Raw genomic sequence first — 13,437 nt, forward strand, 5'->3', positions numbered from 1 at the left:
TGAAAGCCAACCAAACGGCCCTATTTCCAACCTAGTGGGCTTACATTCCAATTTCACCCAAAAATCTCCTCTGATTAAGTTCTTTTCAACCTCTCTGAGAAATTCTTACTTTAGTCGGACACTAGTGATTTTTAATAATCATTCTACTCAGAAAATGATTAAAGATGCGATCGAACTTCAAATGGATGCAAGGGGCTTCGCTAAAGACAAAGCAGATCCCCAGATGCTAGTCAACTTCCTGGTCCTTGATGAAGAAACTGAGCTTAGAAAATATGTTTTGGACAATGGGCAGGATTATCTTGGATTCGGTCCAAGGTCTAATTCTGTTAAAATGGTTCCGGTAGATAAAGGAACAGTTTTAATTAATTTCTTGGATTCAAGGACTGGAAATCAAATCTGGCAAGGATATGCCTCTGGTGCGTTAAAGTCTACAGATATTAAAAATATGAGCGCAATGCAGGAAAAAGTAGGTGCTATTTTCGAAGACTTTAATTTCAATCAATTTGAGACTGGTCCAAGTACCGAATAAAAATTGGTAATCATATATTGATATCATGTCTCGGGTTTTAGAACCTGGGATTATGAAACAATTTTCTAACCCTACACTAAAATAAGTGTAGGGTTTTTTCTTGATTTGAATTCCAAAAGCGTGTGATTTATATTTTCTGATAACATCTCATAAATAGTGTTTAGTACTGATTGCAATGCTTTTAGTAAGATTTCTATCTACTATTTTGTCATTTATTTTCTCCATACCTATTTTTATTAGATAATTGATATCCATGAAGAATTTTTTGCCAGTACTTCTTTTCGCTGTTCTTGTTGCTTGTAGTGATAAGACTCAAGAAAAACTATCGGATGTTTACGTTCCCGAGCTGGTGATTACCGATAGTTTGGTGATAGATCACTTGACCGAATTGGGAATGATAGATGTCAAGGAAGATCATTCTGAATTTTTGTTTTTTGATTGGAAGACAAATGAGCTGATTCGTGTAGATAACTCTGGTGAAATTATACTAAAAGCCAATAGAAGTGAGGATGGGAAGGATAGTTATAAGACTCAGTATTTTATCACTGCTAATTAAAAAGGGGGAAATAAAATCCTAATAATTACTCATGCTGGAGCATTTATATATGATCTTGATTTTAATTTGCTGGAAGAAAAGACGCTTCAATTTGATTTGGTTACCCGTAGGATTGGTGGTAGTCGCGCAGCACTGACACATAAAAATTTCTTCTATACGTTTTCTTTAGAAAAATCTGATGCACCTGAGGTTCTTGAATCTAAGAATTTTAGTATTTCTTATCCCTTTATGTCGGTAAGAGACCTCTCTACTATGGAAATTTTGAGATCGGATGTTATTCCTGCTGAAAGTCAAATAGCCAGCAGTCCTGGGAAATACAATAATTTAGATCCTATTGTAAAAATAGTCAATGATGAGATGTTTGTGCTTTTCCCGAACTCTCCTGAAATGTATGTATATACTTTTCCTGAGTTGATTTTGCAAAGAAATTGGGCTTTGGATCCTGGTGATAGCTATAAGCAAATTTTGCCAACTCGGGATGATGCATCATTTGAAGGGTTTTTAAATGCGCTGGCAAGTTCTGAATACACCAATTTTATCTTTTCAAATGATTATTTATTAACCCAGTTTGATGGTTTCGCTCCGCAAGAGGAAGTAGATAAGCTTCCGCGGGAATTTATTGGTGGCCCAGAGTTTATGAAATTGGCAAATAAGTATAAGTCAATCTACAATTACCAGATTTTCAAAGGTGAACAAAAACTATGGCAAGGAACCTGGGATGTTAATCTTTGGTCAGTTCGTGATGTGCTTTATTCCAATGCCAAGCCAGGCGAAGATCCAGATGCTATGGAGAATGATGTACAAACCATTTATTTTTATGAGTTGAAATAAGACAACTTTCAAACAATCCCCCTCTCAAAATGCTTTAACCTAAAACCATTTAATGACATGAAAGGAAAGAATATTGTTATCATCGGAGGGAATTCAGGAATCGGAAAAGCCGTCGCAGCATTAGCAAAGGAAAGTGGAGCAAATTTGTTCCTCTATTCCCGAAGTGGAGAGGGGAATTACCAATTCGATGTAACAGACGGCTCTTCAGAATTGCAGGATTTACCTGAGGTAATTGATGGCGTGGTTTATTGTCCCGGTTCCATCAATCTCAAACCATTCCATAGAATATCGATGGAGGATTTTAAGGCTGAGATGGACGTAAATTTTTTTGGTGCGGTCAAGACGCTTCAGGCCTGTATGAAAGGTCTTAAAAAATCAGAAGCTGCTTCGGTGGTTCTTTATAGTACTGTTGCTGTGCAAACGGGCATGGGATTTCATGCTGGAATAGCATCGGCAAAGGGAGCTGTGGAGGGATTGGTTAGATCCTTGGCAGCAGAATGGGCACCAAATCACATTAGAGTTAATGCCATTGCTCCATCTTTAACGGACACACCTTTGGCGAAGCAATTGGTAAGCACAGACGAAAAGCGGGCAGCCTCTGATAAAAGACATCCTTTGGGTCGAATAGGCACACCAGAGGATATCGCTGAAGCCACTCTATTTCTCTTAGGTACTAAATCGTCTTGGGTTACTGGCCAAATATTACATATTGACGGTGGAATGTCTTCTTTGAAATAGTAAAATATGATTATCCTCAATGAGGCCAGCACCCATAATTTCTTTGCTCACCCTGACAGAAGACCGAAGACAGGTGACCGAAGCGGCCTAAAAGTTAGTCTTATCCTAAGTCTATAATGCTTTTGTGGTACCACTAATAGAAAAGCGGGTTTTCATATAATAAGAATTAAATCAATTGAAATACAGTTGATATTATCTGGAGTAGTTGCTTAGTTTTATACATGAAGCATTTTCTATTTCTTGGGTTAAGCTTTTTACTCTTAAGTTTTTCCTGTTCAAATCCTAAGTCTCAAACCACATACATCAATACCGTCACTGGTCCGATTCCTATAGACTCAATGGGTCTCACCCTGATTCATGAGCACATGCTCGTGGATTTTATAGGGGCAGATTCTGTTTCACCAGAGCGGTATAGTCAAGAGGCGGTAATCGCTAAAGTCCTGCCTTATTTACTCGAAGTGAGAAAATATGGTGTAAAGACCATATTTGACTGTACACCTTCCTATTTGGCAAAAGATCCTGTTCTGCTCAGAAAACTCAGTGAGCAGTCGGGAATTCAACTCATCACCAATACCGGACTTTACGGTACGCAAAAGGGAAGGTTTCTACCTGATTATGCATTCACAGAAACAGCTGAAGAGTTGTCAGAGCGATGGATTGATGAATACGAAAATGGAATAGAAGGAACTGGTATCAAGCCGGGCTTCATCAAAATTTCGGTCAATGAGGATGATCCTTTGGGGGAAATGGATTCAAAATTGGTCAGAGCAGCAGGTCTGACTTTTGAGCAAACAGGTTTGAAAATCTATTCTCACACCGGAACATGGAATACTGCCAAACAGGAAGTTGCCATATTAAAGGAAATGGGAATTGACCCTTCCGCATTCGTTTGGGTCCATGCACAGGCTGAGCAGGACTTTCAAAATTACCAGAACGCAGCCAATCTCGGTGTTTGGATCAGTATGGATGGAATAGGATGGAGTTTGGATGAATATGTGGAGCGATTACTTTTTGCCAAGGAAAATGAAATCTTGGATCAAGTGCTGATTTCCCATGATGCAGGTTGGTATGATCCTGCCAAACCAAATGGAGGAGATTTTGTGCCATTCACCAATATTTTTGAAAAGCTGATGCCCGCATTAAATGCTAAGGGATTTGACGAAGATGACTGGAAAATGCTTTTGGAAGAAAATCCTAAACGAGCTTTTGGAAATTAGCAATGATCAAGTTCAATTATCAATTTCCAAATTCAAGTATCAACGAACAAATTTGGCAAAATGGAACTATGGAGTATTGAATAGATTTACAGGATGAAGCAAAAATCGTTGCGCCGCTGCGTCGCCGCGAGCCTCCACTACAGCTGAGGAACATGAGCCTTGATCGCCTCTTTCGCTAGCAATATTCTCCTCAATGTTTTTTCATCGTCAGTAGGAACTAAGTCCTTGATAGAATCCATAGCCTTTGCATAATAGTCAGCCCAAGTGTCTAGGATCAATTGTTCATCTTTGGTAGATCCACCTTCAGCAATCACTTTTTTGCTAAGTTGAACTTCTATAAGCAATCGTATTTGTACTTTTGCTGCGAGCATGAGCATTAGTTGATCTACTGTTTTCGTATCAGCATTCAATAGGGTATAAGCAGAAACTAGAGCTCCTGTGCCGACATTGACCATCGTTTTCTGAGAGACTTTATCCAAGCGATCATTGTCCGTGTGGTAAAACTGATCGGTAAAGTGCCAAAGTAATAATCCAGGAATATCTGCTTGAAGGAATGGCGTATGATCAGATCCTCCTTCAAAAGGATTGGTTTTCACTACCCAGTTGGCGTACTCGCCTTGGGCCTCGAAGTTGGTCAGGATAAAGTCATTCAGGTAGTGTGGCTTCAAATCACCAACCTTCAAAGGAGAACCGCCCCATTCGCTGTGTTTGTCCTCACCACGAGTCCAGATCGCACTTGGGTCAGGCATCTTTTCGATTAGGAAAGTTCCACCTGTTACGTCAGTATTTTCACCCACCATATCTAGCGAAATTCCCCAGTTGATTTCAGCTTCACGCTTGTCTTTTTCTTCAATATATCTTCTGGTAGAAATTATCTCATCTCCCCAAAGGAAAGTTAAGGTGCGCTTCAGGTCAAGCTTTCCTTGCTTCATCAATTCAGCAGTGATTTTCGCCATTTCCAATTGAGTACCCACGCCAGTAGCATTGTCATTTGCCCCAGGCTCTTGGATATGTGCTGAGAAAACCAGGCTTTCCAAAGGCAATTCTGATCCTTTGACATTAGCGACTACGGTGAGTTCCTCGGATTCATAGATCTTGGATTCTGTCTTTACCAGCACTTCTACCTTGCCTTTTGCCAGCTCGGTTTTCAGTTTTTCTTTGGCTGCGAAAGAAAGCGCAATCGCCCAAGTTGGGTTCTTAGCATCGTGTCTCAAACCTCTAAACTGAATGGATGTAGTGTTTTTCTCTGGTTGCAAATAAGCAGGCATATCGTAAGTCAATACGCCCACAGCACCTTTGTCTTTCACAGCTGACTGTAGCGTTCTATAACTAATTTGATCCGAAAAGAGAATTTTTCCTGACACATCGAGAGAAGAAAGTGCTTCCTTGCTCTCCACATAAATAACTTCCGCAGTAATCCCTTCCGCAGGAGTGGAGGAGGAATACTGATAAATCATATTTCGGTTGGTCTCCGAGGAAAGTAAATTTTCACTGGAACCGAGGATTTTCAATGAGGCAGAAACTGGCTCCCAGGTAGGTTGTTTCATCTTCCGACTTTCTATTCTATAGGTGAATCGATCGGAATCGGTTGCTTTTTCTTCTAAAACATACCCTGCAGCTTCCAGCTTTTCAGCGATAAGATACACAGTGTTATTAAATCCGGTATTTCCAGCGAGCCTCCAGTATTGCTCTACGAAAGCTACGGTCTCATAAGCCAAGTCGCCTTTGAACTCTGGTCTTACCAGTTTAAAATAAGGGTCGGTAACTTTCTGAAGCGGAGCGTTTTGAGCAAAGGAACTTATGCTTAGTAAAAGCAAAAAGATGGGGAGGATAGCTTTTGATTTCATACTAAATAGTGAATTCAAGTTGGTTTATAGGTGCTAGATAATATATTATTTGGGGATTTACGATATGGGAATTACGATTTACGAGATCATTTGAACCTCAGAATCTTTTTTCTGGAGATTCAATCTTCCAATCCGTCACGGCGGACAGCTTCTTCCAATCCCTCCCTACCAAACATTATTCTGTAAAATTTCTCAGATCATTTCCTCAGTTTGTCTGCCCTGATTACCTTTGCGCATGGCAGAACAAATCTTGATCCTCGATTTCGGTTCTCAGTACACACAACTCATCGCCCGACGAGTTAGAGAACTGAACGTTTATTGCGAAATCCACCCTTATAACAAAGTTCCAGAAATCACCTCTGATATTAAAGGAGTGATACTTTCAGGCTCTCCATGCTCGGTAAGAGATGCGGGTTCTCCTGATTTGGACTTAGATAGTTTGAGAGGCAAACTCCCTCTTTTGGGTGTATGCTACGGTTCCCAACTTTTGGCTCAGAAATATGGCGGAGAAGTGCTTCCATCTGAGATCAGAGAATATGGCCGAGCAAACTTGAGTCATCTTGATACACATTACGACCTGCTCAAGGAAATGAGCCACGGTTCGCAGGTTTGGATGTCTCATGGAGATACGATCAAGAATTTGCCGGAAAATTTTGAAGTGATCGCAAGCACAGACTCAGTTCGTGTGGCTGCTTTCAAAATAAAAGAAGAAGAAACTTACGGAATTCAATTCCACCCAGAGGTAACTCACTCTTCGGAAGGCAAAAATCTATTGAGAAATTTTGTTGTTGGAATCTGTGGCTGTGCTCAGGATTGGACTTCTGATGTTTTCATCGATGCGAGCATTGCTGATTTGAAAGCAAAAATCGGTTCAGATAAAGTTGTGATGGGTTTGTCAGGAGGAGTTGATTCTTCTGTGGCTGCTACACTTATTCACCGTGCAATTGGAGACCAGTTGATCTGCGTATTTGTAGATAATGGATTGCTTCGCAAAAATGAATTCGAAGAAGTATTGGATTCATATAAGCACATGGGATTAAATGTGATTGGAGTAGATGCCAAGCAGAAATTCTATGATGCACTTGCAGGAGTTACGGATCCAGAAGCTAAGAGAAAAGCGATTGGGAATGCATTCATTGAGGTTTTCGACGAAGAATCAAATAAACTTGAAGGCGTAAAATGGCTTGGACAAGGAACGATCTATCCAGATGTGATTGAGTCGATTTCTGTAAAAGGCCCTTCTGCTACCATCAAGTCTCACCACAATGTGGGCGGTTTACCTGATTTCATGAAGCTTTCTGTAGTGGAGCCCTTGAATACGCTTTTCAAAGATGAGGTTCGGGAAGTAGGACGTGCGCTGGAGATTGTAGAGAAAATTATCGGTCGTCATCCATTCCCAGGTCCGGGGCTTGGAATCCGTATTTTGGGAGATGTCACTGCCGAGAAAGTAAAGACACTTCAGGAAGTAGATTATATTTTCATCAAAGGCTTGAAAGATTCTGGACTTTATGATCAGGTGTGGCAAGCAGGAGCGATGCTACTTCCTATCCAATCTGTAGGCGTGATGGGAGATGAGCGTACGTATGAGAAAGTAGTTGCGCTGAGAGCCGTAGGTTCTGTAGATGGCATGACTGCTGACTGGATTCACCTTCCGTATGAGTTCCTGGGCAAGATTTCCAATGAAATTATCAATAAAGTAAAAGGTGTAAACAGAGTTGTCTATGATATCTCTTCTAAGCCTCCTGCTACTATCGAGTGGGAATAGATTAATTTGAGATTAGAAATTTCAAATTTGAAATTGTGAAACCCGAAGACTATTCTTCGGGTTTTTACTTTTTAACCCTTTTCGGCCTGAACTTTGGGTTTGAAAATATTGGGTTAAATTTGCACACCCTGTTTGATGTTTGATTCACTTCGATAAAATGAAAAAATTTCTTTTAGTAATTCCGGTATTTTTCATCTTGAGCTTAGCTATCGCTCAAATTCCCACACCGGATGCTTATCGCAAGGCTCAGTCCGAACTGGCTGCCAAAAATTACTGGGAAGCCATCCCACTTTTCAAGCAATTTACTGATCCGAAAGAATACGGAAATCTTGCTAACTATGCAGCTTTTCATTTGGGAGAGGCATTTCTTGGAGCGAATCAACCTGCACAAGCAGTGGCTGCTTTGGAAGCTGTAGCTACTGGGAGCTGGGCAAAATCTGACGATGCTAAATATCTTTTAGGAATAGCCTATTTTAAAAATCAACAAAACGTAGAAGCGCTTCAAATCATCAAAAGAATTAAAGATGATAAGATTATGGAGATGGCTGAAAATGCTTCTTACGAAAACTTAAAGCAGGTGAGCGTTAGCTTTATGATTGCCAATCTACAGGAATTCAAAGAGAATAAAGGCTTTGGGGAAGCATTGAAGCGGGTTTTAGAGTCTCAGACCATTCTTTCAGCAACGGAGCGTGAAGCGTATTATGAGTTGCAAGGCAAAGCAAACGAGAATAAAAATGTAGTGAAGGATCAGGTGTTGGATATCGTGGTGATTTTGCCTTTTACCAACTCTTCACGCACGAATTTGTCTAGTATTCCGCAAAGTGATTTTGTATTCGAACTATACCAAGGTTTGCAATATGGAGTTGAGGAATTGAAGAAAGCTGGAACAAAGGTCAATATGCTGACTTTTGACTCAAAAAGAGATGTAGCACATCTGAAAAACTTACTAGCAGATCCAGCTATTGCTTCGGCGGATATTATTATTGGCCCGATCTACCAGGAAGAAACAGACTTGGTGAGCAGTTTTGCCGAAACGTCCAAAATACCGTTTGTACATCCACTCTCTAATTTGGGTGACAGATTTGAAGAATTGAATTATAGCTACCTGTTTAGACCTACCGTAAGTTCTATTGCAAATGGAATTGTAGAAGGATTGAGAAAGCAGAATTGGGGTAAAAGAGTTGCGATAGGATATAGCGCTAGTTCCCGAGATGAGATGCTAGCGAAAATGCTACAAGATCAACTAGGTAGTGCAGGATTTCAATTGGTGAAGTTTGAGCAGATTACTCCTAGAAACACGAGTTCATTTCTACAAGGTTTAGGAATTCGACAAGGGCAGGCTAGTATGGCTGTTGATCAGATAATTTTGCTTACAGACGATCCTACCATTGCTCAACCGGCTTTTTCCCTGTTGGAATCTATTACCGCTTCCATTCCTACTCTGGTAATGGATTCTTGGTTGGGTTTCAATTTTGCCAATTACGAGATGCTTGAGTTTCCGAATTTCTATTTCATAGGCAATAATACCTTGAATTTCTACGGTGAGCCTATGCAGCAATTCCGAAACAGATTCTATAATAAATACCTGAGTTTTCCAAGTATGAACTCCGCCCTTGGAGTGGAGATGATCAACTGGATTTCATCCAATATTTCAGACACCAAAGGCTTTGATTTGAGAAGAAACCTAGATCAGAAAGCATTTCAAGCAGGTAAATTGACTTGGGGATTCAACTTCCAAGGCACACACAATAATCAATATGTACCTCTGTTTACGTTAGAAGCGGGGGAATTGAAACCTTTAGATTAATCCATGAATATTTCTAAGAGTAAAGAGCTTTTTGCAAAAGCCCAAAATTTCATCCCTGGCGGTGTGAATTCGCCTGTTCGTGCCTTTAGAGCAGTTGGTGGAGAGCCACTTTTTATCAAAAAAGCTGACGGTGCTTATTTGTACGATGAGGATGGAAATCAATTCATCGAACTGATCAATAGCTGGGGGCCAATGCTTTTGGGTCACAATCATCCGAAAGTGAAGGAGGCGGTGATCAAAGCGATGGAGGATGGGACATCTTTCGGAGCTCCAACTGCGCGTGAAGTGGAAATAGCTGAGTTGATCGTAAGCATGGTTCCTTCCATTGAGAAAGTCCGCATGGTCAACTCTGGTACCGAAGCGACCATGTCTGCGATACGCGTTGCCAGAGGCTTTACAGGACGTGATAAGTTTATCAAAATGGAAGGTCATTACCATGGACATGGGGACTCATTTTTGATCGCTGCAGGTTCTGGAGCGATGACGATGGGCGATCCAGATTCTCCGGGAGTGACCAAAGGAACAGCCAAGGATACCTTGATTGCTCCATACAATAATCTAGAAGCTATCGAAGAACTGGTAGCTGCGAATCCAGGTGAAATTGCAGCGTTGATTTTGGAGCCCGTTCCGGGAAATATGGGATTATGTCTTCCGAAGGAAGGATACCTACAAGGATTGCGTGATATCTGTACTAGAGAAGGAATTATCCTGATCTTCGATGAAGTGATGACAGGTTTCCGCTTGGCAAAAGGCGGAGCTCAGGAAATTTTCGGAGTAACTCCAGATATGACCACTTTGGGTAAAATCATTGGTGGAGGTATGCCAGTGGGAGCTTATGGAGGAAAGAGAGAAATCATGGAGTTTGTTTCTCCTGCCGGTCCTGTTTATCAGGCTGGTACTCTTTCTGGAAATCCAATTGCCATGGCTGCAGGCTTGACGATGTTGAATCATCTTAATACAGATTCTGAAGTCTATGCAGAGTTAAATCACATCGGAACGAAATTGACTGAAGGCATAAAAAGTATCAATCAGGAATTAGGGTTGGACTATACTGTGAATACCCTTGGAAGCATGTATTCCTTGTTTTTCACGGATAAGCCAGTGTTTGATTTTGAAAGTGCAAAGACTTCTGATACAGCGTTGTTTGGAAAGTATTTCCAAGCGATGTTGAAGCGTGGAGTTTACTTGGCACCAAGCCAGTTTGAGAGCTTGTTCTTGTCCACAGCGCTGAAAGACGATGTGATCGATCAGATCTTAGTCGCTCATAAAGAGGCGATGGTGGAGATATTGGGATTATAATAGATTGAGTCTAGCATAAAAATTAAGTAAAATGTCTATCAAAGTTTACGGAATTAAGAATTGCAATACGATGAAGAAGACCTTCGATTTCCTAGCGGAAAAAGGAGTGGAGTATGACTTTATCGATTATAAAAAACAGAAGCCTGACGCTGCACTTTTAGAAGGTTTTTTGGAGAAAACGGAGCTTGCCTCTCTAGTGAATAAGAAAGGAACGACCTACCGAAAAATGTCTGATGAGCAGAAATCAGCCCTTGAAAACGAAGAAACTGCGATCCCAATTCTGGAAGAAAACTCAAGCATGATCAAGCGTCCAGTGATTGTATACAAAGATGGAAGCCTGAGCTTGGGTTTTGATGCGGAGGTGATTGAGGGGCATTTAAAGTAAATTCTCTCGCAACGGCGCGGCGGCGCAACGTTTTGATTACAGCTATTCGGGATTTGTAATCACGAAATTTTATCCAAGGATTTTCAATCTAAATCTTCTAAGAAAGAAATTAGAAACCTACTGATAGAAGAGCCGAGGTTAGAAACCTAGATGAACAAGGAGGAAAAAAACGTTGCGCCGTTGCGCCGCCGCGAGATATTGCCGAGACATATTAGTATACAATAGTATCCGTTGCCAATGGTGGTAAGCTCAAACTTCCGGTTTCCAAGTAAAAACTAAACTGAGAGAAACTTCCATTATCGGCTACCGGTGAGTCAAAAGCAAATACTTTCTCCAAAGTTGGATGGCCATCCAGTGCTGATAGTTTGTCAACAGTCACTTGGCTGTCATTGATATAGAGCAGCTTCAAGTTTTTGTTTTCAGCCAATGTCCCCAATCCAGAACCTTCAATAGCTGTCTGATTAAGTTTCAAAACGGTCAAGTTTGGCAGCTTTGAAATTTGTTCCAAAATAGCATCACTGATCGATGTTCCTGTCAGGTCCAAATACACAATTTGATCTTTTGCAGATAGGAGCATATGCCAGTCTGAATCCGAAAATGCTGGAAAGTTGATGCAACTGATCTTCAATAATGGAGAATCCTTCCTCACGATTTCAGCAAAGAACCCCTCTTCTCTCAGTTTGGCAATAGAATCCTGCGGAAGCTTTGCAACCTCAACGACAGGATAAAATGGATTTTCAACTTTCTTAAAAAATGGCTCGACCAAACTTACATGTATGGCAGCATCGCCAAGCTTAGTTTTTTCGGATGATCCCGACTCAATCCAAGCTTTGATCAATTCGATTTCCTCTTTTCTAGGCTGACGCTTTTCCTTTGGTGGCATGTGATCGTCGTCATCTTCTGGCAAAATCAATCGGGAATAAAGAGCGCTTTTTTCTGGATTTTCTCCTTCTAGAATTACTCCATCTTCACCACCTTTATGAACGCCTTTGAAAGAACTCAGATCCAATTCGCCCTTTAGTTTTTTAGGATTATGGCAGCTTTTGCAATTCTGATCCAAAATAGGCTGTATGGCCCCAGTGTAGAATTCCACTTCCTCCCAGTTGTCAGCGGGAAGTTCAAGTGGCTCGGCTATGCTATTTCCACCGCCTAAAAGCGATTGTAACGACGGAGGTAGTACTTCTGTGAAGTAATCATCTCCATGTGTGATATTCCCTCCCAAGTGTCCTGTAATAGTTAATATCACCAAAAGACTAGCTCCTTTGATTTTCAACTGTGTCGGAGTTGCCGCAGCCTTTTTCAGATGATACCACAAGCCAAAAGAAAGGAGGGTAGTGAGGATTCCCAAAATAAGATGAAACTTGACCGTGTCCCAGCCATAGCCTTCGTTTTGATATTGAAGAAAACCGCTAATACTTGCTGCCAAAGCCGAAATTCCACCGAATAAAAAGGCTAATTGAATTACGGGAGCATAAGCGTTGTACTTCTTCCCAAACCAAAAAATAAGGATCACTCCAAATACCAAAAATCCTATTGGCAAGTGAACCAAGATCGGATGAAATCGCCCGAATAGGGGCAAGATAAAATCAATCATTTGCGAATCGGGCTATAATGGCATTCATGATAAATACATTGGCTTCCCATTGATCTGCGATGGGTACGTTGGAAAATGGAACAGTGGGTAAATAGGGTGGAGGGCCGAACTCTGTAGTGATTGTATAGACTTCCTGACCTGAATTTCGAATAATATGCTCCCAAATATCCAGATGTGTGTCCAGCTCAGATTTCCATTCTGGAGCAGCAGGGTTATTTACTTGAGGGCCTTCGGCAAAACCAACTCTGGCGTGAATGTGATCTACGCGTGGCAATATTTGCTGCAGCAATGGGTCTTTCAAGCCAATCAGTCGCTCATGAACTACCATCCAGTGACTGATGTCCAGGTTCAATCGTAATTCCGGAGCCAGTTTCACCATCTCTACTGTTAGAGGAACATTGAATGAAAACCTACTTCGATGAGTTTCATGTACAATTGGAATCCCTGATTCTTTGCTGGCTTTTGTGGTTATATCGATGAAAGCTTTGTTCTCTTCCAAAGTCCAGTAATCCGAACCCGTATGGGAATTGATTTTGACCGGATTCCAGGAAATTATCTTTTGCAGGTTTTCTTCATAGAGTTTTAAGGCTTCTGCATAGGGAAGTCCCTTGTTTGTTCCATGAAGGAAAATTACTTTCAAGTCGTATTTTTCCAAACCCGCTTTCAGTTCATTTTGAACATCCTCTGAGAATGGAAACCAAGTTTCAATTCCATCATAGCCATCGTTCTTGGTGCGTTTTAGAAATTCATCCACGGACAGCTTATTTCCCCAATCTGTTTGAAAGAAAAGGAGTTGCTGCTGTGCAAAAACTGGAGATAGAAAAACTAGAAATAGGAGAAAAAGGCAGGTAATTCGAGTAAGCATGCAG

Annotated in this window: 12 protein-coding genes; 9 read left to right on the plus strand and 3 right to left on the minus strand. The window is 41.0% G+C overall.

Annotation, left to right across the window (positions count from 1 at the left end; translation table 11 throughout):
* The 5 genes from ESV85_RS21095 to ESV85_RS21115 form a co-directional block, all read left to right on the plus strand.
* Positions 1-529 (plus strand): DUF4136 domain-containing protein (locus tag ESV85_RS21095; protein ID WP_146921170.1); only part of this gene is annotated, 529 nt, incomplete at its 5' end.
* Between the two features lie 253 nt (positions 530-782).
* Entirely contained in the window at positions 783-1,085 is a 303-nt protein-coding gene (locus ESV85_RS21100) for a hypothetical protein (RefSeq protein WP_146921172.1), read from the plus strand.
* A gap of 252 nt (positions 1,086-1,337) precedes the next feature.
* Positions 1,338-1,916: a hypothetical protein gene (locus ESV85_RS21105; protein WP_146921174.1), complete on the plus strand. Its 579-nt coding sequence runs from the start codon at positions 1,338-1,340 to the stop codon at positions 1,914-1,916.
* A 57-nt stretch (positions 1,917-1,973) separates the two neighbouring features.
* Positions 1,974-2,654: an SDR family NAD(P)-dependent oxidoreductase gene (locus tag ESV85_RS21110; RefSeq protein ID WP_146921176.1), complete on the plus strand. Its 681-nt coding sequence runs from the start codon at positions 1,974-1,976 to the stop codon at positions 2,652-2,654.
* 221 nt (positions 2,655-2,875) lie between these two features.
* Positions 2,876-3,871: a phosphotriesterase gene (locus tag ESV85_RS21115; RefSeq protein WP_146921177.1), complete on the plus strand. Its 996-nt coding sequence runs from the start codon at positions 2,876-2,878 to the stop codon at positions 3,869-3,871.
* 137 nt (positions 3,872-4,008) lie between these two features.
* On the opposite strand, the gene ESV85_RS21120 is transcribed toward ESV85_RS21115, so the two are convergent.
* Positions 4,009-5,718, minus strand: a complete 1,710-nt coding sequence (locus ESV85_RS21120; protein WP_146921179.1) for a M28 family peptidase — start codon at positions 5,716-5,718, stop codon at positions 4,009-4,011.
* 235 nt (positions 5,719-5,953) lie between these two features.
* Between ESV85_RS21120 and guaA the strand changes: the two genes are divergently transcribed.
* The 4 genes from guaA (at position 5,954) to ESV85_RS21140 (ending at position 10,974) form a co-directional block, all read left to right on the plus strand.
* Positions 5,954-7,483 (plus strand): glutamine-hydrolyzing GMP synthase, encoded by a 1,530-nt coding sequence (gene guaA, locus ESV85_RS21125; protein ID WP_146921181.1) that lies wholly within the window; start codon positions 5,954-5,956, stop codon positions 7,481-7,483.
* Between the two features lie 157 nt (positions 7,484-7,640).
* Positions 7,641-9,290, plus strand: coding sequence for an ABC transporter substrate-binding protein (locus tag ESV85_RS21130; protein WP_146921183.1), 1,650 nt, complete (start codon positions 7,641-7,643; stop codon positions 9,288-9,290).
* A gap of 3 nt (positions 9,291-9,293) precedes the next feature.
* Positions 9,294-10,589: a glutamate-1-semialdehyde 2,1-aminomutase gene (hemL, locus tag ESV85_RS21135; RefSeq protein ID WP_146921185.1), complete on the plus strand. Its 1,296-nt coding sequence runs from the start codon at positions 9,294-9,296 to the stop codon at positions 10,587-10,589.
* A gap of 31 nt (positions 10,590-10,620) precedes the next feature.
* A complete protein-coding gene (locus ESV85_RS21140; protein WP_146921187.1) occupies positions 10,621-10,974 on the plus strand; it encodes a Spx/MgsR family RNA polymerase-binding regulatory protein in 354 nt (117 codons plus the stop codon).
* Between the two features lie 211 nt (positions 10,975-11,185).
* Here the strand turns inward: ESV85_RS21140 and ESV85_RS21145 are convergent, their stop codons facing one another.
* A complete protein-coding gene (locus tag ESV85_RS21145) occupies positions 11,186-12,568 on the minus strand; it encodes a c-type cytochrome domain-containing protein (protein ID WP_146921189.1) in 1,383 nt (460 codons plus the stop codon).
* Positions 12,561-13,433 (minus strand): sugar phosphate isomerase/epimerase family protein, encoded by an 873-nt coding sequence (locus ESV85_RS21150; protein WP_146921191.1) that lies wholly within the window; start codon positions 13,431-13,433, stop codon positions 12,561-12,563. Before ESV85_RS21150 ends, ESV85_RS21145 begins: the two co-directional genes overlap by 8 nt.
* Between the last annotated feature and the right edge of the window lie 4 nt (positions 13,434-13,437).

It is taken from the genome of Algoriphagus aquimarinus (genome assembly GCF_007997215.1).
Taxonomy (GTDB): domain Bacteria; phylum Bacteroidota; class Bacteroidia; order Cytophagales; family Cyclobacteriaceae; genus Algoriphagus; species Algoriphagus aquimarinus_A.

What these genes read in the sequence shown, in the direction of transcription:
- ESV85_RS21150 (WP_146921191.1), bottom strand. Translation starts at nt 13,433, where the DNA reads ATGCTTACTCGAATTACCTGCCTTTTTCTCCTATTTCTAGTTTTTCTA.
- hemL (WP_146921185.1), top strand. Translation starts at nt 9,294, where the DNA reads ATGAATATTTCTAAGAGTAAAGAGCTTTTTGCAAAAGCCCAAAATTTC.
- guaA (WP_146921181.1), top strand. Translation starts at nt 5,954, where the DNA reads ATGGCAGAACAAATCTTGATCCTCGATTTCGGTTCTCAGTACACACAA.
- ESV85_RS21130 (WP_146921183.1), top strand. Translation starts at nt 7,641, where the DNA reads ATGAAAAAATTTCTTTTAGTAATTCCGGTATTTTTCATCTTGAGCTTA.
- ESV85_RS21120 (WP_146921179.1), bottom strand. Translation starts at nt 5,718, where the DNA reads ATGAAATCAAAAGCTATCCTCCCCATCTTTTTGCTTTTACTAAGCATA.
- ESV85_RS21100 (WP_146921172.1), top strand. Translation starts at nt 783, where the DNA reads ATGAAGAATTTTTTGCCAGTACTTCTTTTCGCTGTTCTTGTTGCTTGT.
- ESV85_RS21105 (WP_146921174.1), top strand. Translation starts at nt 1,338, where the DNA reads ATGGAAATTTTGAGATCGGATGTTATTCCTGCTGAAAGTCAAATAGCC.
- ESV85_RS21110 (WP_146921176.1), top strand. Translation starts at nt 1,974, where the DNA reads ATGAAAGGAAAGAATATTGTTATCATCGGAGGGAATTCAGGAATCGGA.
- ESV85_RS21115 (WP_146921177.1), top strand. Translation starts at nt 2,876, where the DNA reads ATGAAGCATTTTCTATTTCTTGGGTTAAGCTTTTTACTCTTAAGTTTT.
- ESV85_RS21140 (WP_146921187.1), top strand. Translation starts at nt 10,621, where the DNA reads ATGTCTATCAAAGTTTACGGAATTAAGAATTGCAATACGATGAAGAAG.
- ESV85_RS21145 (WP_146921189.1), bottom strand. Translation starts at nt 12,568, where the DNA reads ATGATTGATTTTATCTTGCCCCTATTCGGGCGATTTCATCCGATCTTG.